The 21782-nt window shown below is 46.8% G+C and carries 21 protein-coding genes; all 21 read left to right on the top strand.

Annotation, left to right across the window (positions count from 1 at the left end):
- Position 1 precedes the first annotated feature (1 nt).
- On the top strand, positions 2-304 hold the full coding sequence (locus tag BGM27_RS01135) for a YlxQ family RNA-binding protein (RefSeq protein WP_003154192.1): 303 nt from the start codon (positions 2-4) through the stop codon (positions 302-304).
- 19 nt (positions 305-323) lie between these two features.
- The gene (infB, locus tag BGM27_RS01130; protein ID WP_007409802.1) at positions 324-2474 is read left to right on the top strand and encodes a translation initiation factor IF-2; all 2151 of its coding nucleotides are present in this window, start codon (positions 324-326) and stop codon (positions 2472-2474) included.
- A complete protein-coding gene (locus BGM27_RS01125) occupies positions 2471-2749 on the top strand; it encodes a DUF503 domain-containing protein (protein ID WP_003154188.1) in 279 nt (92 codons plus the stop codon). The genes infB and BGM27_RS01125 overlap by 4 nt, the downstream gene beginning before the upstream one ends.
- A 16-nt stretch (positions 2750-2765) precedes the next feature.
- Positions 2766-3119 carry a 30S ribosome-binding factor RbfA gene (rbfA, locus tag BGM27_RS01120; protein WP_003154185.1) on the top strand — a complete coding sequence of 118 codons (354 nt, stop codon included), beginning with the start codon at positions 2766-2768 and terminating at the stop codon, positions 3117-3119.
- A gap of 84 nt (positions 3120-3203) precedes the next feature.
- Positions 3204-4133 (top strand): tRNA pseudouridine(55) synthase TruB, encoded by a 930-nt coding sequence (gene truB / locus BGM27_RS01115; RefSeq protein ID WP_007409803.1) that lies wholly within the window; start codon positions 3204-3206, stop codon positions 4131-4133.
- Positions 4134-4152: 19 nt separating this feature from the next.
- Positions 4153-5094 (top strand): bifunctional riboflavin kinase/FAD synthetase, encoded by a 942-nt coding sequence (gene ribF / locus BGM27_RS01110; RefSeq protein ID WP_007409804.1) that lies wholly within the window; start codon positions 4153-4155, stop codon positions 5092-5094.
- Positions 5095-5259: 165 nt separating this feature from the next.
- A complete protein-coding gene (gene rpsO, locus BGM27_RS01105; RefSeq protein ID WP_003154182.1) occupies positions 5260-5529 on the top strand; it encodes a 30S ribosomal protein S15 in 270 nt (89 codons plus the stop codon).
- 174 nt (positions 5530-5703) lie between these two features.
- On the top strand, positions 5704-7827 hold the full coding sequence (gene pnp / locus BGM27_RS01100; protein ID WP_007409805.1) for a polyribonucleotide nucleotidyltransferase: 2124 nt from the start codon (positions 5704-5706) through the stop codon (positions 7825-7827).
- 112 nt (positions 7828-7939) lie between these two features.
- A complete protein-coding gene (locus tag BGM27_RS01095) occupies positions 7940-8899 on the top strand; it encodes a polysaccharide deacetylase family protein (protein ID WP_007409806.1) in 960 nt (319 codons plus the stop codon).
- 41 nt (positions 8900-8940) lie between these two features.
- Complete coding sequence (locus BGM27_RS01090; RefSeq protein ID WP_007409807.1) at positions 8941-10176, top strand: M16 family metallopeptidase; 1236 nt, start codon at positions 8941-8943, stop codon at positions 10174-10176.
- A gap of 78 nt (positions 10177-10254) precedes the next feature.
- Positions 10255-10512 carry a YlmC/YmxH family sporulation protein gene (locus BGM27_RS01085; RefSeq protein ID WP_003154176.1) on the top strand — a complete coding sequence of 86 codons (258 nt, stop codon included), beginning with the start codon at positions 10255-10257 and terminating at the stop codon, positions 10510-10512.
- 156 nt (positions 10513-10668) lie between these two features.
- Positions 10669-11559, top strand: a complete 891-nt coding sequence (gene dpaA / locus BGM27_RS01080) for a dipicolinic acid synthetase subunit A (RefSeq protein ID WP_007409808.1) — start codon at positions 10669-10671, stop codon at positions 11557-11559.
- A 2-nt stretch (positions 11560-11561) separates the two neighbouring features.
- A complete protein-coding gene (dpaB, locus tag BGM27_RS01075; protein ID WP_007409809.1) occupies positions 11562-12152 on the top strand; it encodes a dipicolinate synthase subunit B in 591 nt (196 codons plus the stop codon).
- A 134-nt stretch (positions 12153-12286) separates the two neighbouring features.
- A complete protein-coding gene (asd, locus tag BGM27_RS01070) occupies positions 12287-13327 on the top strand; it encodes an aspartate-semialdehyde dehydrogenase (RefSeq protein WP_007409810.1) in 1041 nt (346 codons plus the stop codon).
- An 88-nt stretch (positions 13328-13415) separates the two neighbouring features.
- Positions 13416-14630, top strand: a complete 1215-nt coding sequence (gene dapG, locus BGM27_RS01065; RefSeq protein WP_003154168.1) for an aspartate kinase — start codon at positions 13416-13418, stop codon at positions 14628-14630.
- A gap of 30 nt (positions 14631-14660) precedes the next feature.
- Positions 14661-15530: a 4-hydroxy-tetrahydrodipicolinate synthase gene (dapA, locus tag BGM27_RS01060; protein WP_003154166.1), complete on the top strand. Its 870-nt coding sequence runs from the start codon at positions 14661-14663 to the stop codon at positions 15528-15530.
- 178 nt (positions 15531-15708) lie between these two features.
- Positions 15709-17376 (top strand): ribonuclease J2, encoded by a 1668-nt coding sequence (rnjB, locus tag BGM27_RS01055; protein ID WP_007409811.1) that lies wholly within the window; start codon positions 15709-15711, stop codon positions 17374-17376.
- 115 nt (positions 17377-17491) lie between these two features.
- On the top strand, positions 17492-18229 hold the full coding sequence (locus BGM27_RS01050) for a ClpP family protease (protein ID WP_003154162.1): 738 nt from the start codon (positions 17492-17494) through the stop codon (positions 18227-18229).
- Complete coding sequence (locus tag BGM27_RS01045; protein ID WP_003154161.1) at positions 18226-18435, top strand: YlzJ-like family protein; 210 nt, start codon at positions 18226-18228, stop codon at positions 18433-18435. Before BGM27_RS01050 ends, BGM27_RS01045 begins: the two co-directional genes overlap by 4 nt.
- A gap of 134 nt (positions 18436-18569) precedes the next feature.
- Positions 18570-20930, top strand: a complete 2361-nt coding sequence (locus BGM27_RS01040; protein ID WP_007409812.1) for an FtsK/SpoIIIE family DNA translocase — start codon at positions 18570-18572, stop codon at positions 20928-20930.
- Positions 20931-21054: 124 nt separating this feature from the next.
- A complete protein-coding gene (locus BGM27_RS01035) occupies positions 21055-21780 on the top strand; it encodes a GntR family transcriptional regulator (RefSeq protein ID WP_007409813.1) in 726 nt (241 codons plus the stop codon).
- Positions 21781-21782: the final 2 nt, after the last annotated feature.

Raw genomic sequence — 21782 nt, 5'->3', positions numbered from 1 at the left:
CATGTCTGGAATGGAATGGTTTCCCTTGCTGGGTCTGGCCAATCGAGCTCGTAAGGTCGTGTCGGGCGAGGACTTGGTTATAAAAGAAATTAGAAATGCGCGTGCAAAACTTGTTCTGCTGACAGAAGATGCATCTGCGAATACTGCAAAAAAAGTATCCGATAAATGCAATTATTATAAAGTGCCTTATAAAAAAGTCGAAAGCCGCGCGGATCTCGGCCGCTCTATCGGCAAGGAATCACGTGTCGTTGTCGCCGTCACTGACCAAGGTTTTGCGAATAAGCTGATCAGCTTGCTCGATTAATATTTTTGGGGGTGAACGAATGGCTAAAATGAGAGTTTACGAATATGCAAAAGCCATCAATGTTTCAAGCAAGGAAATTTTGACTGCGCTGAAAAACATGGATATAGTAGTAAATAACCATATGGCAATGCTTGAAGAAAAGACCATTAAGCAGCTTGATGCGAAATTTAAAAAAGGCGGCGCCGGCGTTACATCTCAGAAGCCTGCGGAAACGAACAAAAACAAGCCGCAAGGGATTAATCAGCAGCCTGCTGGGAATCAACCAAACAAAATTCGAGACGGAAAGAAGAATGACGTGCAGAATAATCAATTTAACAAAAACAAGAAGAATAACAACAACAACAAAAACAAAAACAAACGCAATCATAACAACAAAAATCAGTATCAGCAAAAACCGCTGAAGCCGAAAAAAGAGCTTCCTGAGAAAATTACGTTTTCCGGTTCTTTAACAGTCGGAGCTTTAGCCGAGGAACTGGGCAAAGAGCCGTCTGAACTCATTAAAAAACTGATGCTTCTGGGCGTAATGGCTACGATTAACCAGGAGCTTGACAAAGACACAATCGAACTGATCGCATCTGAATACGGTGTGGAAACAGAAGAAGTGATTGTGCTTGAAGAAACTGAGCTTGAAAAATATGAAGAGGCTGACAAAGAAGAAGATTTTCAAATCCGTCCGCCTGTCGTGACGATCATGGGCCACGTTGACCACGGGAAAACGACCCTCCTTGACAGCATCAGAAAAACAAAAGTTGTTGAAGGTGAAGCCGGCGGAATCACCCAGCATATCGGGGCTTACCAGATCGAAGAAAACGGCAAAAAAATCACGTTCTTAGATACTCCGGGACACGCGGCGTTCACAACAATGCGTGCGCGCGGTGCGGAAGTAACTGATATTACCATTTTAGTCGTAGCGGCTGATGACGGCGTTATGCCGCAGACAGTCGAAGCCATCAACCATGCGAAAGCGGCTGAGGTTCCGATTATCGTTGCCGTGAATAAAGTGGATAAAGAAAGCGCGAACCCTGACCGTGTCATGCAGGAGCTGACTGAATACGGACTCGTTCCTGAAGCATGGGGAGGAGAAACGATTTTCGTTCCTCTGTCCGCTCTTACAGGCAAGGGAATTGACGAGCTTGTCGAAATGATTCTGCTTGTCAGTGAAGTGGAAGAGCTGAAAGCCAATCCGAACCGTCAGGCAAAAGGAACGGTTATTGAAGCTGAGCTCGATAAAGGAAGAGGATCTGTCGCGACACTTCTCGTTCAAACGGGAACATTGAATGTCGGAGATCCGATCGTTGTCGGAAATACATTCGGCCGCGTGCGGGCCATGGTCAATGATCTCGGCCGCCGCGTGAAAACAGCCGGACCGTCCACACCTGTAGAAATTACTGGCTTAAACGACGTACCGCAGGCTGGCGATCAATTCCTCGTCTTTAAAGACGAAAAAACAGCCCGTTCTGTCGGTGAAGCACGCGCTTCCAAGCAACTGGAAGAACAGCGCAGCGACAAAGCGAAGCTGAGCCTCGATGATCTGTTTGAACAAATTAAACAAGGCGATGTCAAAGACATCAATTTAATCGTAAAAGCTGACGTTCAAGGTTCAGCCGAAGCGTTAACAGCCGCTCTCCAAAAAATTGAAGTAGAAGGCGTAAAAGTGAAAATCATTCACACAGGCGTCGGTGCGATTACGGAATCAGACATCATTCTCGCATCTGCTTCAAATGCAATCGTTATCGGGTTTAATGTGCGCCCAGACGGAAATGCTAAGAGCACGGCTGAAGCTGAAAATGTAGATATCCGTCTTCACCGTATCATTTACAAAGTCATCGAAGAAATTGAAGCGGCGATGAAAGGAATGCTTGATCCTGAATACGAAGAAAAAGTCATCGGCCAGGTTGAAGTGCGCCAAACATTCAAAGTGTCGAAAATCGGCACGATTGCCGGCGGATATGTAACAGACGGCCACATTACACGTGACAGCGGACTCCGCCTGATCCGTGACGGCGTGGTCATCTTCGAAGGGGAAGTAGACGTTCTGAAACGCTTCAAAGATGATGTGAAAGAAGTTTCGCAAGGATATGAATGTGGTATTACAATTAAGAAATACAATGACATTCGCGAAGGCGACATCCTTGAAGCGTATGTCATGCAGGAAATCGAAAGAAAGTGATCGGATTTGCGGAATGTGAATGCATCATTTATGATGCGGGATCATTAAAGGAGAAACGAGCCGTTCTGAAGCGGATTATAACGAGGGTTCAGAATAAGTTCAACGTGTCGGCCGCAGAAATCGGCTATCAGGACACTTGGCAGCGGACCAGCTTCGGAATCGCCGTCGTCTCCTCCTCTCACGTTCAGGCGGAAAAGGAGATCCAGCGTGTACTCGCGTTTATTGACTCCTTTCCCGAAATAGAACGGACGATCACTAGAACAGAGTGGTTTTAACTTAGAGGTGATTGAATTGAGTATGAGAGCAAACCGTGTCGGCGAGCAGATGAAAAAAGAGCTCGGGGATATTATCAGCCGAAAGCTGAAAGACCCGAGAATCGGATTTCTCACTGTAACAGACGTACGTGTTTCAGGTGATTTACAAATAGCGAAGGTGTATATCTCCGTTCTCGGCGGAGAGAAAAAGAAAGAGGAGGCGCTGAAAGGGCTTGAGAAAGCGAAAGGATTTATCCGTTCCGAAATCGGCAGCCGAATCAGACTCCGCAAAACGCCTGAGCTTGAATTTGAATTTGATGAATCAATTGAGTACGGCAACCGTATTGAAACATTGATTCACGAACTGCATTCAGATAAACCGTCTGAATAACAAGGAAAGAGGATGGGCGAGTGTCGTCTGTCCTCTTTTCTGCGTTTTACGGGATACAATTGATAACAAAGGAGCGAAAGACATATGGTTAACGGAGTTCTCCTTTTACATAAACCGGTCGGCATGACTTCTCACGACTGTGTAATGAAAATAAGAAAACTGTTAAAAACAAAGAAAGTCGGACATACGGGAACGCTTGATCCGGAAGTGTCAGGCGTACTGCCGATCTGTGTCGGACGGGCCACAAAGATTGTTGAGTACGTCACCGACAAGTCAAAAACGTACGATGCTGAGATCACTCTCGGCTTCTCCACATCGACCGAAGACCAGACTGGAGAAACGGTCAGCGTAAAACCTGTCAAGGAGCCGCTGAAAGAAGCGGATATCAAAGCCGTTTTAGACGAACTGAAGGGACCGCAGGAGCAAGTGCCGCCGATGTATTCCGCTGTAAAGGTCAAAGGGAAAAAGCTCTATGAATACGCCAGAGCCGGTATTGAGGTGGAGCGGCCGAAGCGGAATATCACGATTGAAGATATCGCGCTCACTTCCCCTGTCACTTATAAAGAAGACACAGCATCATTCCGCTTTACAGTCACGTGCTCAAAGGGCACTTACGTGAGAACATTGGCGGTGACAATCGGTGAAAAACTCGGCTATCCCGCGCATATGTCGCATCTCATCCGCACCGCTTCCGGCGATTTCAGCCTTGATGAGTGTTTCACGTTTGAGGAACTTGAACAGCAGGTTTCAGACGGAACGGTTGCAGAGCATGCCGTGCCGATCGATAGAGCGCTCAATCATTTGCCGAAATGGGTCATAAGTGATACATTAGCTAAGAAAGCTGAAAACGGGTCAGTGTTTGACATCCCGGCGGAATTTTCTGCAATGACAGCTGACGCCCGTATAGCGGTCTGTACTGAAGACGGAGAATGTGTGGCCATTTATATGCCGCATCCTTCAAAAAAAGGACTGCTGAAACCGGCTAAAGTGCTCATGCAAAAAAGCGAACAATAAGAAAAAAGGTGACCGTTCTGTGAAGACGATACATATTTCTCATCCGCATCATTTACAAAAAGAAGAGCAGCCGGCGTCTGTCATGGCGCTCGGCTACTTTGACGGCGTTCATTTGGGACACCGGAAAGTAATCGGAACAGCCAGACAAATTGCCGAAGAAAAAGGCCTGTCGCTGGCCGTTATGACGTTTCATCCCCACCCTTCCCATGTGTTGGGCAGGGACAAAGAGCCAAAGGATCTGATTACGCCGCTTGAAGATAAAATCAGCCAGATCGGGCGTTTAGGCGCTGATGTGCTGTATGTCGTAAAGTTTGATGAAGCGTTTGCGTCTCTGTCTCCAAAACAGTTTGCCGAGGAGTATATTTTAGGGTTAAACGCGCGGCACGCTGTGGGAGGCTTCGATTTTACGTACGGAAAATACGGAAAAGGCACGATGGAGACGCTGCCGGACGATTTAAACGGCAAGGCCGGATGCACGACTGTCGAGAAACAGACCGAGCAGGACAGAAAGATCAGCTCCACTTATATCCGGTCAGCGCTGCAGGATGGTGACGTTGAACTTGCACACACTCTTCTCGGCCAGCCGTATTTTGTCCGGGGCACTGTGATTCACGGAGACAAAAGAGGTCGCACCATCGGTTTTCCGACCGCGAATGTCGGCCTGCACAACAGTTATATCGTGCCGCCGACAGGCGTGTATGCAGTGAAAGCCGAAATAAAAGGCGAGGTGTATGAAGGCGTCTGCAACATCGGCTACAAACCGACCTTTTATGAAAAGCGTCCCGATCAGCCGTCAATTGAAGTACATTTGTTTAATTTTCAGCAGGATGTATACGGAGAAGACGTTAAAATCGAGTGGTACAAACGAATCCGAAGCGAACGGAAGTTTAACGGCATCGATGAACTGACGGCTCAGATCGGGAAAGACAAACAAGAAGCGATCCGTTTTTTCAGCAAATAACGGAAAAAACATCAAAAGTACACAAATTTTCTTCTAAAAGATTTGCATATGGGCGCGATTTTTAGTATCATATGTTTCGTAGTCTTAAAACCATTGCTTGGCAATCCGAAGTCACCGACGGTTGCTAGGTAACTGGGGCTAATTATGATATGGAGGTGAAACAGGATGGCAATTACTCAAGAGCGTAAAAATCAACTCATCAGTGAGTTCAAAACACACGAATCTGATACTGGATCTCCAGAAGTTCAGATCGCTATCCTAACAGACTCAATTAACAACTTGAACGAGCATTTGCGTACTCACAAGAAAGATCACCACTCACGTCGCGGTCTTCTTAAAATGGTAGGTAAACGTCGTAATCTTCTTACGTATCTGCGTAATAAAGACGTAACTCGTTACCGTGAGTTAATTAACAAACTAGGCTTACGTCGATAATCGTAAAAAGCGGGAGGATTCCCGCTTTTTTATCGTATTAAAGCGAAAAAAATAATAATAAAAAAACAATGAAATCCTTTTACATACTACTTTGACATTGATATGTTCAATTCATTTCGTTCATAATAGGAGTAATTGATTATTTCACACATTAAGAGAGGAGCTCGTAATCGAATGGGACAAGAGAAACATGTCTTTACCATAGATTGGGCCGGCAGACAGCTTACAGTAGAAGCCGGCCAGCTTGCCAAACAGGCAAACGGCGCTGTCATGGTCCGCTACGGCGATACTGCAGTGCTCAGCACAGCAACCGCATCAAAAGAACCGAAACCGCTAGATTTTTTCCCGCTTACCGTTAACTATGAAGAAAGATTATACGCAGTAGGTAAAATTCCGGGCGGTTTTATTAAAAGAGAAGGCCGTCCAAGTGAAAAGGCTGTTTTAGCCAGCCGTCTGATCGACCGTCCGATCCGCCCGCTTTTCGCAGACGGATTCCGTAACGAAGTACAGGTCATCAGCATTGTCATGAGTGTTGATCAGGACTGCTCATCTGAAATGGCTGCAATGTTCGGTTCATCACTCGCTCTTTGCGTTTCCGATATCCCGTTTGAAGGCCCGATCGCGGGTGTGACGGTAGGCCGCATTGACGGAAAATTCGTCATCAATCCGACGGTTGACCAGCTTGAAAAAAGTGATATCAACCTCATCGTTGCAGGCACAAAAGACGCCATCAACATGGTGGAAGCCGGAGCGGATGAAGTTCCTGAAGAAATCATGCTTGAGGCGATTATGTTCGGTCACGAAGAAATTAAGCGCCTGATCGCATTCCAAGAAGAAATCGTCGCAGCAGTCGGCAAAGAGAAAACAGAAATCGAACTGTATGAAATTGACGAAGAGCTCAGCGAAAAAGTAAAAAGCCTTGCGGAGCCGGATCTTCTCAGCGCCATTCAGGTTCACGAAAAACATGCTCGCGAAGACGCGATCAATGAAGTGAAAAATGCAGTTGTCGCGAAATTCGAAGAAGAAGAGCATGATGAAGATACGATTAAAAAAGTGAAACAGACACTGTCTAAACTCGTGAAAAACGAAGTGCGCCGTTTGATCACAGAAGAAAAAGTCCGTCCGGACGGCCGCGGCGTTGATCAGATCCGCCCGCTTTCTTCAGAAGTCGGCCTTCTGCCGAGAACGCACGGCTCCGGGCTGTTTACGAGAGGACAGACGCAGGCGCTCAGCGTATGTACATTAGGCGCCCTTGGGGACGTTCAGATTCTTGACGGTTTAGGCGTGGAAGAATCAAAACGCTTTATGCATCATTATAACTTCCCGCAGTTCAGCGTAGGGGAGACAGGCCCGATGCGCGGACCGGGACGCCGTGAGATCGGTCACGGTGCTCTTGGAGAGCGTGCGCTTGAGCCGGTCATTCCGAATGAAAAAGACTTCCCGTATACGGTCCGCCTCGTATCCGAAGTGCTTGAATCAAACGGTTCCACTTCACAGGCCAGCATTTGCGCGAGTACGCTTGCCATGATGGACGCAGGTGTTCCGATTAAAGCCCCTGTTGCGGGTATCGCGATGGGACTTGTGAAATCAGGCGAGTACTATACGGTATTAACGGATATTCAAGGGATGGAAGACGCCCTCGGTGACATGGACTTTAAAGTAGCCGGCACGGAAAAAGGCGTGACAGCGCTGCAAATGGACATTAAAATTGAAGGCCTTTCAAGAGAAATTCTTGAAGAAGCGCTTCAGCAGGCGAAAAAAGGAAGAATGGAAATCTTAAACAGCATGCTCAGCACGCTTGGTGAATCAAGAAAAGAACTTTCTCAATATGCGCCGAAAATTTTAACGATGAACATTAATCCGGATAAAATCCGTGACGTTATCGGACCGAGCGGTAAACAAATCAACAAAATCATTGAAGATACCGGTGTTAAAATTGACATTGAACAAGACGGCACCATCTTTATTTCTTCTACTGATGAAAGCAGCAACCAAAAAGCGAAAAAAATCATCGAAGATCTTGTCAGAGAAGTCGAAGTCGGCCAGCTTTACCTCGGTAAAGTCAAACGGATTGAGAAATTCGGCGCTTTCGTTGAAATCTTCAGCGGAAAAGACGGTCTCGTTCACATCTCTGAACTAGCGCTCGAACGGGTCGGCAAGGTTGAGGATATTGTGAAAATCGGTGACGAAATCCTTGTGAAGGTAACTGAAATTGACAAACAGGGACGAGTGAATCTGTCGCGTAAAGCAGTGCTGCGCGAAGAGAAAGAAAAAGAACAGGAACAACAACAATCTTAAATGAAAACCTAACAAGGAGCCTGGGAGACCCGGCTTCTTTATTTTGAGAAAGACAACAGACGGGTTCTACCTTGTCCTCCTCATACATAATGTGTGGTGAGGGGGGAAGGACATGTTGAAAAAATTCGTGCCGTTTGCCGTTTTTTTATTTCTTTTTTTTGTTTCGTTTGAAATGTTAAAAAATCCGTATACAGTTGATTACATAGACGCAATGAAAAAAGACGCTGTAACTGTGTCAGCATCAAAAGATCCGCTCTATGAAGAATTACTGCAAAAAGCGTCAGAGTATGAAGTGAAGCCGCAAGACGCGCGGATTGATAAAATATGGAAGAGTATACCGGGATATAACGGTTTAAAAGTCAATGTGGAAAAATCCTATAAACAAATGAAAAAGGACGGAGAATTTCACGAAGGCGGCCTTGTCTATGAGCAGGTAAAACCGAAAGTCCATCTTGATTCTCTCGCGCCCGAACCCATTTATAAAGGAAATCCCGACAAACCGATGGTCGCTTTCCTGATAAATGTCGCGTGGGGAAATGAATACGTGGAGCAAATGCTGCCTATTCTGAAGCAGCACCAGGTCAAAGCAACTTTCTTTCTTGAAGGGAAATGGCTGAAAAACAATCAGGAACTGGGGAAAAAAATAGCGGCAGACGGACATGAAATCGGAAATCATTCATACAATCACCCTGATATGAGCAAACTGACTTCAGGAAGCATTTCCGAACAGCTTGACAAAACCAATGCACAAATCAGCGAGACGCTGGGCATAAAGCCGAAATGGTTTGCGCCGCCAAGCGGCAGCTTCAGAAAAGCCGTGGTCGATCTTGCGGCGGAAAAAGGAATGGGCACCATCATGTGGACCGTGGACACCATTGACTGGCAAAAACCGTCTCCGGCTGTTTTACAAACAAGGGTGTTGAGCAAAATACATAATGGAGCCATGATTTTAATGCATCCGACTGATCCGACTGCGAAAAGCCTGGATACACTGATTGCAAAAATCAAAGAAAAAGGCTACGCGCTCGGCTCAGTGTCTGACTTAATGGATGAAAACAGGCTGATGAAGTAGCAGGCGGCAGTTTGCCTGTCTTTTGAATAGGAGGAACAGACTTGATAAAACGCTATACATGCCAAAACGGTGTAAGAGTTGTGCTTGAAAATAATCCAACGGTGCGGTCTGTGGCAATCGGTGTCTGGATCGGGACGGGGTCACGTCATGAAACGCCGGATACAAACGGTATTTCGCACTTTCTTGAGCATATGTTTTTTAAAGGAACAAATACCAGGTCCGCACGGGAAATCGCAGAATCCTTCGATCGGATAGGCGGCCAAGTGAATGCCTTCACTTCAAAAGAATATACGTGCTATTACGCCAAAGTGCTGGATGAGCATGCAAACTACGCACTTGATGTGCTGGCTGATATGTTCTTTCATTCTGCTTTTGACGAAGATGAGCTCAAAAAAGAAAAGAACGTCGTATATGAAGAAATCAAAATGTATGAAGACGCGCCGGATGATATTGTCCACGATCTGCTGAGCAAAGCGACATACGGCAATCATTCGCTCGGCTACCCGATTCTCGGGACGGAGGAAACGCTTTCGTCGTTTAACGGTGATTCTCTCAGACAGCATATGGATGACTTTTACACGCCGGACCGCGTCGTCATTTCTGTCGCCGGAAATGTAACGGAACAATTCATTAAAGACGTGGAGAAATGGTTCGGTACATACGAAGCGAAGGGCAAAGCAAGCGGCATCAGCGAGCCTGAGTTTCATTATGAAAAGCTGACCAGAAAAAAAGACACCGAACAGGCGCATCTCTGTCTCGGTTTCAAAGGCCTGAAAGTCGGAGACCCGGACATTTACGATTTGATCGTCTTAAACAACGTGCTGGGCGGAAGCATGAGCAGCCGTCTTTTCCAGGATGTGCGCGAAGATAAAGGACTGGCCTATTCTGTATACAGCTATCACAGTTCCTATGAAGACAGCGGTATGCTGACGATTTACGGAGGCACCGGCGCGAATCAGCTCGGACTTCTGTCTGAAACCATTCAGGAAACGTTATCGGTTCTAAAACGTGAGGGTATCACCCCGAAAGAGCTGGAAAACAGCAAAGAGCAAATGAAGGGGAGCTTAATGCTCAGCTTAGAGAGCACAAACAGCAAAATGAGCCGGAACGGGAAAAACGAACTCCTGCTCGGAAAGCATAAGACCATGGATGAAATTATCACTGAATTAAATGCGGTCAGCCTGGAAAGCGTCAACGGCCTCAGCCGCCGCTTATTTACGGATGATTACGCACTATCGCTCATCAGCCCGACCGGCAATATGCCGGCCTCGTCTTAAGCGGAAAAGCAGTCTGCCTCTATACGGGGCAGGCATTTTTTTTTGCTCCGGGTCATATAGTACAAGGGGGTGGCTATCATGAGGCTCAGTGAACTTTCAGGTAAAGAAATTGTGGACATTAAACGGGCAGAGCGGCTCGGCGTGCTCGGCCAGACCGATTTGGAAATTAATGAACAGGACGGACAAATTACCGCGCTGTTGATACCGACGGTAAAATGGTTCGGATTGCGAAAACAAGGCCACGACATCCGCGTCCCCTGGAACCATATCCAAAAAATCGGGTCAGACATGATCATTTTAGACGTTCCGGGGGAGATCACGCCTCCCGAAGAGTAGATCTTATTCAATTGTTGCAAGCACCGGCTCATACAGCCGGTGCTTTTTTCATGAAAAAGACGCTGTACATTCACCGCCCTTTCTCTTTGCACATACGATGAAGAGGAGGATGACACTTAAAAGATCCAGTAACTGTAAAGAAGGTGAACGTTTCAGATGTTAACCGGATTGACAATTGCGATCATTGGCGGTGACGCAAGACAGCTTGAGATTATAAGAAAGCTGACAGAACAGCATGCCGATATTTATCTTGCAGGGTTTGACCAATTGGATGACGGTTTTACAGGAACCGTCAAATGCAAAATCGATGAGATTCCCTTTCAAAAAATAGACAGTATCATCCTGCCCGTATCGGCAACGACCGGAGAAGGCGTTGTTTCCACGGTTTTTTCAAATGAAGAAGTGGTATTAAAGCAGAGCTATCTTGAGCGGACACCGGAGCATTGCGTCATTTATTCAGGCATCTCCAACGCGTATCTTGAGGGGATCGCCAGCGAAGCCGGCCGCAAACTTGTGAAATTATTTGAACGGGACGATATCGCGATATTCAACTCGATTCCCACTGTTGAAGGAACAATCATGATGGCGATTCAGCATACGGATTATACCATTCACGGATCAAATGTCGCCGTTCTCGGCATGGGGCGCACCGGTATGACGATCGCCCGGACGTTTGCGGCGTTAGGGGCGAAGGTAAAAGTGGGCGCGCGGAGTTCGGCTCATTTGGCCCGTATAACGGAAATGGGGCTTTCTCCTTTTCAACTTGAAGAGCTTACTGAACATGTAAATGATATTGATATCTGCATTAACACCGTACCGAGCTTGATTCTGAATCAAAGCGTTTTATCGCGCATGACGCCGAAGACCTTGATTTTGGATTTAGCATCCCGTCCGGGCGGAACGGATTTCAAATATGCTGAAAAACAAGGCATTAAAGCGCTGCTTGCTCCGGGTCTTCCGGGAATTGTGGCCCCGAAAACAGCCGGACAGATTATTGCGAACGTATTGAGCAAGCTTTTGGCAGACTTAAAGAAAGAGGGGAAATAACCATGTCTCTGAAAGGGAAAAGAATCGGATTCGGATTAACCGGCTCGCATTGCACATATGAGGAAGTTTTTCCGCAAATAGAGGCGCTTATCAGTCAAGGAGCTGAAGTCCGGCCGGTCGTGACATCAACCGTTCAATCGACCGATACCCGCTTTGGGGAGGGGGGAGATTGGGTCAGAAAAATTGAAGAAGCAACAGGCTTTGAGGCGATTGATTCCATCGTAAAAGCGGAGCCTCTCGGGCCGAAACTTCCGCTCGACTGCATGGTCATCGCCCCTTTAACCGGAAATTCAATGAGCAAACTCGCAAATGCGATGACTGACAGCCCCGTCCTTATGGCTGCGAAAGCCACGATCCGCAACGGCCGCCCGGTCGTGCTCGGAATTTCGACAAACGACGGACTCGGTTTAAACGGAACGAACTTAATGAGGCTGATGTCCGCAAAAAACATATATTTCATCCCGTTCGGCCAGGACGACCACGTGAAAAAACCGACATCGCTCGTCGCCAGAATGGATCTCCTTCCGATTACGGTAGAAAAAGCTCTTTTGCACCAGCAGGTTCAGCCGGTGCTCGTACACCACCATGAATAAAAAATCATGATGACAGAAAATCATTCCGGAATAAAAAAATTCGATCAATCCGTGACTATTCTATGGTAAAATAAAACGTAAAATGCAAAGTCAATTCAACAAATGATGCTTAATTGGCGGAAGGAGTTTTACAGATGGGAAGAGGATTACACGTAGCAGTTGTCGGAGCGACGGGAGCCGTAGGACAGCAAATGCTGAAAACACTGGAAGACAGAAACTTTGAAATCGAAACACTCACACTACTATCCTCAAAGCGTTCTGCTGGTACGAAAGTAACGTTTAAAGGCGAAGAATATACAGTGCAGGAAGCTGTTCCTGAAAGCTTCGAAGGCGTTCATATCGCGTTATTCAGCGCCGGCGGAAGCGTATCACAAAGCTTGGCGCCTGAGGCTGTAAAACGGGGAGCCATTGTGATTGACAATACCAGCGCATTCCGTATGGACGAAAATACACCGCTCGTGGTGCCTGAGGTGAACGAAGGTGATCTGCACAAACATAACGGCATTATCGCCAACCCTAACTGTTCAACGATTCAGATGGTGGCTGCGCTTGAACCGATCCGCAAAGCGTACGGATTGAAAAAAGTCATTGTATCTACTTACCAAGCTGTGTCCGGGGCCGGCAATGAAGCGGCGAAGGAATTGTACAGCCAGACAAAGGCGATTTTAAACAATGAACCCGCAGAACCGTCCATTATGCCGGTTAAAGGCGACAAAAAGCATTATCAAATCGCATTTAACGCCATTCCGCAAATTGATAAATTCCAAGATAACGGCTATACGTTTGAGGAAATGAAAATGATTAATGAAACGAAAAAAATCATGCATATGCCGAATCTGGAAGTGGCTGCGACATGTGTCAGACTGCCGATTGAAACAGGGCACTCAGAATCTGTTTACATTGAGCTTGACCGTGATGACGCAACCGTTGAAGATATTAAACAGCTTTTAAAAGAAGCTCCGGGTGTTACGCTTCAGGATGATCCGGCGGAGCAGCTTTACCCGATGCCTGCTGATTGCGTCGGCAAACGCGATGTATTTGTAGGAAGAATCCGTAAAGATTTGGACAGAGCAAACGGTTTTCATTTGTGGGTTGTTTCTGATAACCTGTTAAAAGGCGCCGCTTGGAACTCAGTTCAAATCGCGGAAAGCCTGCAAAAACTGAACCTCGTATAAAACAAACGTATTTTCTATAGGCGAACAGAAGAGAGTAAGGCTCTGCCTGCTCTCTTCTGTTACGTCAGACTAATTTGGAGTGAAAATAGTGAAGATCATTGTTCAAAAATTCGGCGGAACATCCGTAAAAGATGACAAAGGCCGCAAGCTTGCGCTAGCACACATTAAAGATGCCATCAGTGAAGGTTATAAAGTTGTTGTTGTCGTATCGGCGATGGGAAGAAAAGGAGACCCGTACGCGACAGATTCTTTAATCGGGCTCCTTTACGGCAGCCAGTCCGACATTTCTCCGAGAGAGCAGGATATGCTTCTGTCTTGCGGAGAAACGATTTCGTCCGTTGTTTTTTCCAGCATGCTGAAGGAAAACGGCATAAAAGCCGCAGCTTTAACAGGAGCCCAGGCCGGCTTTTTAACCAATGCCCAGCATACTGACGCCAAAATTATAGAAATGAAAACAGAGCGGCTTTTCGCTGCACTCGCCAGCCATGACGCTGTCGTTGTCGCGGGATTTCAGGGAGCGACTGAAAAAGGCGACACGACGACGATCGGCAGAGGAGGAAGCGATACTTCAGCAGCGGCGCTCGGCGCGGCGGTAGATGCTGAGTTTATCGACATTTTTACGGACGTGGAAGGCGTTATGACAGCCGATCCGAGAATCGTGGAAAATGCTAAGCCGCTTCCGAACGTCACATATACGGAAATCTGCAACCTTGCCTATCAAGGCGCGAAAGTCATTCATCCGCGCGCGGTGGAAATCGCCATGCAGGCAAAGGTGCCGATCCGCGTGCGCTCCACTTATTCAAAAGACAAAGGCACTTTGGTGACGTCCCATCATTCGTCTAACATCGGCAGCGATGTATTCGAACGGCTGATCACGGGGATCGCCCATGTGAAAGATGTGACGCAATTTAAGGTTCCCGCCAAAATGGGGCAATACAACGTTCAGACTGAAGTCTTTAAAGCAATGGCAAATGCCGGAATCAGCGTAGATTTCTTTAACATTACGCCGAGTGAAATCGTATATACCGTAGCCGGCAGTAAAACGGAAGCCGCGCGCAGCATTTTGGCTGAATTAGGATATGAGCCGACAGTGACGGAAAGCTGTGCGAAAGTGTCAGCGGTCGGCGCCGGAATAATGGGTGTTCCGGGTGTCACGTCTAAAATCGTCTCCGCACTTTCTGATAAAGGCATTCCGATTCTGCAATCTGCCGACAGCCATACGACGATCTGGGTGCTCGTTCATGAAAAAGATATGGTAACGGCCGTAAATGCGCTGCATGAAGTGTTTGAACTTTCAAAGTAAATGTGATTGAATCATGATGAGGTGAAAAAAATGAATGTCGGAAATATATCTACAGCGATGATTACCCCCTTTGACAGTAAAGGGAATGTAGACTTTCAAAAACTGTCTACATTAATCGACTATTTGTTGAAAAACGGCACGGATTCTTTAGTCGTCGCAGGCACGACCGGCGAATCTCCGACACTTTCAACGGAAGAAAAAATTGCACTCTTTGAATTTACAGTCAAAGAAGTGAACGGACGCGTGCCTGTTATTGCGGGTACGGGAAGCAACAATACGAAAGACTCCATTAAACTGACAAAAAAAGCTGAAGAAGCCGGCGTCGATTGCGTTATGCTTGTCACGCCGTATTATAATAAGCCTTCCCAAGAGGGGATGTACCGTCATTTTAAAGCCATTGCGGAAGAAACGTCTCTTCCTGTGATGCTTTACAACGTGCCGGGCAGAACGGTCGCTTCGCTTGCGCCGGAAACGGCCATCAGACTTGCGGAGATACCGAATATCTCTGCGATTAAAGAAGCGAGCGGCGATCTTGATGCCATTACGAAAATCATTGCCGAAACACCGGAAGATTTTTACGTCTATTCAGGTGATGACGGGTTAACGCTTCCTATTCTCGCAGTCGGCGGAAGAGGAGTCGTGTCAGTGGCCAGCCATATCGTAGGTTCTGACATGCAGCAGATGATTAAAAACTATACGAACGGGCAGACGGCAACCGCGGCACTGATTCATCAGAAGCTTCTGCCGATCATGAAGGAGCTCTTTAAAGCGCCTAATCCGGCTCCGGTCAAAACGGCGCTACAGCTGAAAGGCCTTGATGTCGGATCTGTGCGTCTTCCTCTTATCCCGCTGAATGAAGATGAACGTCTGAGCCTGAGCAGCGTCATCAGCGAACTGTAAGAAAAAATTTATACAGTTAAAATACGCGGTCATTCTCATTTTTATCGTGAGTTTGACCGTTTTGTATACATATTGGTTTTCCCTAAACCTTCCGCTTCTTCTTGTTTTCTAAAATTGATATCAGTTATAATAGGAACAAGTGATGATGGACGGGTATGAGACTAGGAGGATACAGATTTTGAAAAAGAAAAATACAGAAAACGTCAGAATTATCGCCCTTGGCGGCGTCGGAGAAATTGGGAAGAACCTATATGTCATTGAAATTGACTCAGACATATTTGTAGTGGATGCAGGGCTGATGCACCCTGAAAATGAAATGCTCGGTATTGATGTCGTCATTCCGGATATTTCCTACTTAGTAGAACGGGCTGACCGCGTGAAGGCCATCTTTCTGACACACGGGCACGATGAAAACATCGGAGGCGTCTTTTATTTATTGAACAAGCTGTCGGTGCCGGTATACGGAACGAAGCTTACGCTTGCATTACTGAGAGAAAAACTCAAGCAGTACGGGCATAATCGAAAAGCTGATTTGCGTGAAGTTCACTCTAAATCAGTCATTACATTTGAATCAACGAAAGTATCGTTCTTTAAAACGATTCACAGTATTCCGGATTCAGTGGGAGTCAGCTTCAAAACATCACTTGGCTCTATTGTATGCACGGGAGACTTTAAATTTGACCAGACGCCTGCTTATCACCAATCATGTGATATTGGCGAAATTGCCAAAATCGGAAACAGCGGCGTGCTCGCCCTGCTTTCTGACAGCGCCAATGCGGAGCGCCCGGGGTATACTCCGTCAGAAGCATATGTAAGCGGTGAAATTTCCGATGCGATGAACAATTCAGAAAACCGTGTCATCATTGCTGTATTCGCGTCTAATATCAACCGGATCCAGCAAGTGATACAGGCTGCCGTCCAGAACGGCCGCAAACTTGCAATCGCCGGAAAAAATCTGCAAAACGTGCTTCAGCTTGGGCGCAAGCTCGGCTATATTGAAGCCGAAGATGAAATGTTTATTCCTGTGCAGGATGTGAAAAAATATCCGAAGCGGGAAGTGGCAATTGTTACAGCCGGAAGCCATGGTGAGCCGCTGGCCGCTCTTACGCGGATGGCCAAGCAGGCGCACAAGCAGCTTAACATTGAAGAAGGAGACACCGTTGTCATTGCATCAACACCGATTCCGGGGCATGAATTGATATATTCCAAAACCGTCAACCTGCTTGCCCGAGCCGGCGCTCAAGTCATTTTCGCCCAAAAACGCGTGCATGTGTCCGGTCACGGTTCGCAGGAAGAATTGAAACTCATGCTTAATTTGCTGAAACCGAAATATTTAATTCCGGTTAACGGTGAATTCAGAATGCAAAAAGCGCATTCCAAAATCGCAGAAGAGATCGGCATGAAACGCAGCGACATTTTCTTGATTGAAAAAGGTGACGTCGTTGAATTCCGCGGCCAGAATGTGAAAATCGGGGATAAAGTCACGTACGGAAACGTGTTGATTGACGGCCTCGGAGTCGGCGACATCGGCAACATCGTGCTGAGAGACCGCCGCTTATTATCACAAGACGGCATTCTCATCGTCGTGATCTCACTCGATAAGCAGAAAAAGAACCTCGTATCAGGTCCTGAGATCATTACGCGCGGTTTCGTATATGTCAGAGAATCAGAAGGTTTAATTGTACAAGCTACTGAGCTCGTCCGCTCTATCGTGACTGAAGCGACGGAAACATCTGCCGTAGAATGGTCCACGCTGAAACAAGCCATGCGTGATGCGCTGAATCAATTCCTTTATGAAAAAACAAAACGCAAGCCGATGATCATTCCGATCATTATGGAAGTATAATGTATACACAGCCGGAGCGCATGATGCTCCGGCTGTGTTTTTGTTCATGTCCCGGATGGAAATCATCATCTTTGTTCATAATACAAAGAGACATTCGGAAAGGGTGAAAGATAAAATGGATCATCGTATGGAAAACACCGAAGAACAGCAGCCCGAAAAATCAGATGCGAAAGACAGCATTATGAGCAAAATTCAGCAGCTGGGAGAGACATCTCTGCCGCAAATGTCCCAAGATACCAATATTCACTGCCTGACGATCATCGGCCAAATTGAGGGGCACGTCCAGCTCCCGCCGCAAAATAAAACAACCAAATATGAACACGTCATTCCGCAAATCGTCGCCATTGAGCAAAATCCGAAAATCGAAGGACTTCTGATCATCTTAAACACCGTCGGAGGCGATGTGGAAGCGGGGCTTGCGATTGCGGAAATGCTCGCATCCTTATCAAAACCGACCGTCTCAATCGTACTCGGCGGGGGACACTCGATAGGTGTGCCGATCGCCGTGTCATGTGATCATAGTTTTATCGCGGAAACAGCGACTATGACCATTCACCCCGTTCGGCTTACAGGTCTGGTTATCGGGGTTCCGCAAACATTTGAATACTTGGACAAAATGCAGGAGCGGGTCGTCAACTTTGTGACCCATCATTCAAATATTTCCGAAGAAAAATTCAAAGAGCTGATGTTTTCAAAAGGAAACTTAACCAGGGACATCGGGACGAACGTAGTCGGGAAAGATGCGGCTGATTACGGATTAATTGATGCCGTGGGCGGCGTCGGACAGGCGATAAAAAAGCTGAATCAGCTGATTGAGGAACGAAAGGGCGAGGAAGGAAGGATGATTCAATGATCCTTTATACCGTCATGCCCCAAGAAGTCGTTTACGGTCAGGATATAGAGCAAAGCGTGCATGAACAGGTAGATTATGCCGGCGTGCCGCTGCTAGTTGAGATGAAGGGAAATGAAGCTGAAGTCGTACAGATTTTAAGTACGAACCCGATGGATTTCTTGAATCCGGACATCGCTCCGGGACAAAAAATCAAGCTGAAAATCTAACCGGCATTCAGTCCGTTTCTCGGGGGCAAAATATGCTATAATAGGGGAATCCTACAGAAAAATGCAGCCGGCAAAAGGCTGCTTTTCTTCATGATGTATGATTTTACATTTTTTAACGCAGTAAGGTGATGAGTGTGGCAAAGAAAAAACGGAAATCTAAAAAGAAACAAGAGAGTAAGCTCAATCTAAAATACGAACTAAGCGGACTGCTCTGTGTTGCAATCTCGATTATTGCTGTTTTGCAGCTCGGCGTTGTGGGACAGACATTTGTGTACTTGTTCCGTTTTTTTGCCGGAGAGTGGTTTATTTTATGCTTAATTGCGCTCTTCCTTCTCGGAATTTCGCTGTTTTGGAAAAAGAAGAGTCCAAGCCTTTTAACGAGAAGAAAGGCAGGGCTGTACTGTATTATCGCCAGTATATTGCTGCTGTCTCACGTGCAGCTCTTTAAAAATCTGTCTTATCACGGGTCGATTCGGTCGGCAAGTGTCATCGGCAACACGTGGGAGCTGTTTATGATTGACATGAAACAGCAGGCTGCTTCCCCTGATTTGGGCGGCGGCATGATCGGCGCGGTACTGTTTGCAGCTTCCCACTTTTTATTTGCATCAACGGGTTCACAGATCATGGCGATCGTGCTGATCTTAATGGGGCTGATTCTTGTAACGGGCCGTTCACTGCAGGAAACGCTCAAAAAGTGGACGAGCCCCGTCGGCCGGTTTATCCGCAGTCAATGGCAGGCATTTCTTGAGGATATGAAAACAGTCAGAACGAACATGTCTTCACCGAAAACAAAAACAAAATCGGGCAAAAAACAAAAACGGGTTCAAAAGAAAAAAGAAGAGCCTGAACCGGAGGAAGAGGATGAGGAAATCATTTCGCCGATCATCCATTCAGAGCCGATTATTTCAAGCTTTTCAGACCGTCAGGAAGAGCCCGCCGAACCGCTGATCCCGGAAAAAACGCAGGAGGCTGCACAAGCGGCAAAAGATGAGCCTTCCGGCGGCGCTCAAGACAGTGGCGAAACGGCTGCGGCTCCGCCGATGACGTTTACAGAGCTTGAAAATAAAGATTATCAAATGCCTTCACTGGACATACTGGCTGACCCGAAACATACCGGCCAGCAGACCGATAAGAAAAACATTTACGAGAATGCAAGAAAACTCGAACGGACTTTTCAAAGCTTTGGTGTAAAGGCGAAAGTGACGCAGGTTCATCTCGGTCCGGCGGTCACAAAATATGAGGTGTACCCGGACGTCGGGGTCAAAGTCAGTAAAATCGTGAATCTGAGCGATGACCTCGCGCTCGCGCTTGCCGCGAAGGATATCCGGATCGAAGCGCCGATTCCGGGTAAATCGGCAATCGGCATCGAGGTGCCCAATGCTGAAGTTGCGATGGTTTCGTTAAAAGAAGTGCTTGAATCCAAGCTCAATGACAAGCCGGACGCGAAGCTTCTGATCGGCTTGGGACGAAATATTTCCGGGGAAGCCGTGCTTGCCGAACTGAACAAAATGCCCCACCTGCTCGTAGCGGGGGCAACGGGAAGCGGAAAAAGCGTCTGTGTCAACGGTATTATTACGAGCATTCTGATGAGGGCCAAACCGCATGAAGTGAAGATGATGATGATTGACCCGAAAATGGTTGAGCTGAATGTGTATAACGGCATTCCTCATCTGCTTGCGCCGGTCGTGACAGATCCGAAAAAGGCCTCGCAGGCTTTGAAAAAGGTCGTCAATGAGATGGAGCGCCGCTATGAGCTGTTCTCCCATACGGGTACGAGAAATATAGAAGGCTATAACGATCATATTAAGCGGTCAAATGCCGAAGAAGAAGTCAAGCAGCCTGAGCTGCCGTACATCGTCGTCATCGTTGACGAGCTTGCCGATCTGATGATGGTCGCTTCTTCCGACGTGGAAGATTCAATTACGAGACTTTCACAGATGGCGCGGGCGGCGGGAATTCATTTGATTATCGCGACACAGCGGCCTTCAGTCGACGTTATTACCGGTGTTATTAAAGCCAACATCCCGTCAAGAATCGCCTTCAGTGTCTCCTCTCAGACCGATTCACGGACAATTTTAGACATGGGCGGCGCTGAAAAGCTTCTGGGGCGCGGAGACATGCTGTTTCTGCCTGTAGGCGCAAATAAGCCGGTGCGTGTGCAAGGGGCATTCTTATCCGATGAAGAGGTTGAGCATGTCGTTGATCATGTCATTACGCAGCAAAAAGCGCAGTACCAAGAAGAGATGATTCCGGAAGAAGTTTCGGAAACACACAGTGAAGTAACGGATGATCTCTATGACGAAGCGGTCGATTTGATTATCGGCATGCAGACGGCATCAGTCTCCATGCTCCAAAGGCGGTTCAGAATCGGATATACGAGAGCTGCCCGTCTGATTGACGCAATGGAGGAACGGGGCGTCGTCGGGCCGTATGAAGGAAGCAAACCGAGGGAAGTACTATTATCTAAGGAACAATATGATGAGCTCTCTTCTTAAAAAGGAGAGAGTTTTCACTGAAAATGATATCACCAAAATCATTCCTATTTATTTTTTTATTAAAACATGATATAGTTGTCCCAATTGTTCAATAATTTATGAAAGTGGTTTACGGAGGGGAAACATGTCTACAAAAGCTGACAATCGTCACTTGTATCTAAAAGTGATTGAGCGAATCAAAGAGGATATACAAAACGGAATTTACACCGAAAAGGAAAAGCTTCCTTCTGAATTTGAGCTTTCAAAATCAATGGGTGTCAGCCGGGCAACTCTGCGTGAAGCTTTGCGTATCCTTGAAGAGGAGCATGTGATTATCAGAAGGCACGGTGTGGGCACTTTCGTCCATACAAAACCGCTGTTTCTTTCAGGTATTGAACAGCTCAACAGCGTGACGAAAACGATTCAGCAGGCGAACATGGTGCCGGGTACGATTTTTTTGTCGTCTCAGGTCATCACGCCGTCTGATGAAGATATCGCTAGATTCCGGCTTGAGCCTGAGCAGGAGCTTTTTTATTTGGAACGCGTGAGAACGGCAAGCGGCACTCCGGTCGTTTACTGTTTAGATACGATTCCGATGCACATTCTGCCGAATTCTTTCTGTCATGAACAGGAGTCTATTTTTGATCTTTTGGAAAAAAACTCCGGGTCTGTAATCAGCTATGCCGTTGCTGATATCGAACCGATCGGATATCACGATACGATTTCACCGGTTTTGGAATGCGAGCCGGAGACGGCGCTTTTATTGCTGAAGCAAACCCACTATAATCAGAATGATGAACCTGTGCTGTATTCATTAAATTATTTCCGGGCTGATAAGTTCAGTTTTCATGTTGTAAGAAAACGTTTTTAAGA

Source organism: Bacillus sp. FJAT-27001 (assembly GCF_019039175.1).
In the GTDB taxonomy this organism is placed as follows: domain Bacteria; phylum Bacillota; class Bacilli; order Bacillales; family Bacillaceae; genus Bacillus; species Bacillus velezensis.
Note: the sequence above shows the minus strand (reverse complement) of the source record. Positions and strands in the feature narration are given on the sequence as shown.

Excerpts from the sequence above, each read along its gene's own strand:
- BGM27_RS01135 (WP_003154192.1), top strand. The coding sequence starts at position 2 with ATGTCTGGAATGGAATGGTTTCCCTTGCTGGGTCTGGCCAATCGAGCT.
- infB (WP_007409802.1), top strand. The coding sequence starts at position 324 with ATGGCTAAAATGAGAGTTTACGAATATGCAAAAGCCATCAATGTTTCA.
- truB (WP_007409803.1), top strand. The coding sequence starts at position 3,204 with ATGGTTAACGGAGTTCTCCTTTTACATAAACCGGTCGGCATGACTTCT.
- rpsO (WP_003154182.1), top strand. The coding sequence starts at position 5,260 with ATGGCAATTACTCAAGAGCGTAAAAATCAACTCATCAGTGAGTTCAAA.
- pnp (WP_007409805.1), top strand. The coding sequence starts at position 5,704 with ATGGGACAAGAGAAACATGTCTTTACCATAGATTGGGCCGGCAGACAG.
- BGM27_RS01095 (WP_007409806.1), top strand. The coding sequence starts at position 7,940 with ATGTTGAAAAAATTCGTGCCGTTTGCCGTTTTTTTATTTCTTTTTTTT.
- BGM27_RS01085 (WP_003154176.1), top strand. The coding sequence starts at position 10,255 with ATGAGGCTCAGTGAACTTTCAGGTAAAGAAATTGTGGACATTAAACGG.
- dpaA (WP_007409808.1), top strand. The coding sequence starts at position 10,669 with ATGTTAACCGGATTGACAATTGCGATCATTGGCGGTGACGCAAGACAG.
- dpaB (WP_007409809.1), top strand. The coding sequence starts at position 11,562 with ATGTCTCTGAAAGGGAAAAGAATCGGATTCGGATTAACCGGCTCGCAT.
- asd (WP_007409810.1), top strand. The coding sequence starts at position 12,287 with ATGGGAAGAGGATTACACGTAGCAGTTGTCGGAGCGACGGGAGCCGTA.
- dapA (WP_003154166.1), top strand. The coding sequence starts at position 14,661 with ATGAATGTCGGAAATATATCTACAGCGATGATTACCCCCTTTGACAGT.
- BGM27_RS01050 (WP_003154162.1), top strand. The coding sequence starts at position 17,492 with ATGGATCATCGTATGGAAAACACCGAAGAACAGCAGCCCGAAAAATCA.
- BGM27_RS01045 (WP_003154161.1), top strand. The coding sequence starts at position 18,226 with ATGATCCTTTATACCGTCATGCCCCAAGAAGTCGTTTACGGTCAGGAT.
- BGM27_RS01035 (WP_007409813.1), top strand. The coding sequence starts at position 21,055 with ATGTCTACAAAAGCTGACAATCGTCACTTGTATCTAAAAGTGATTGAG.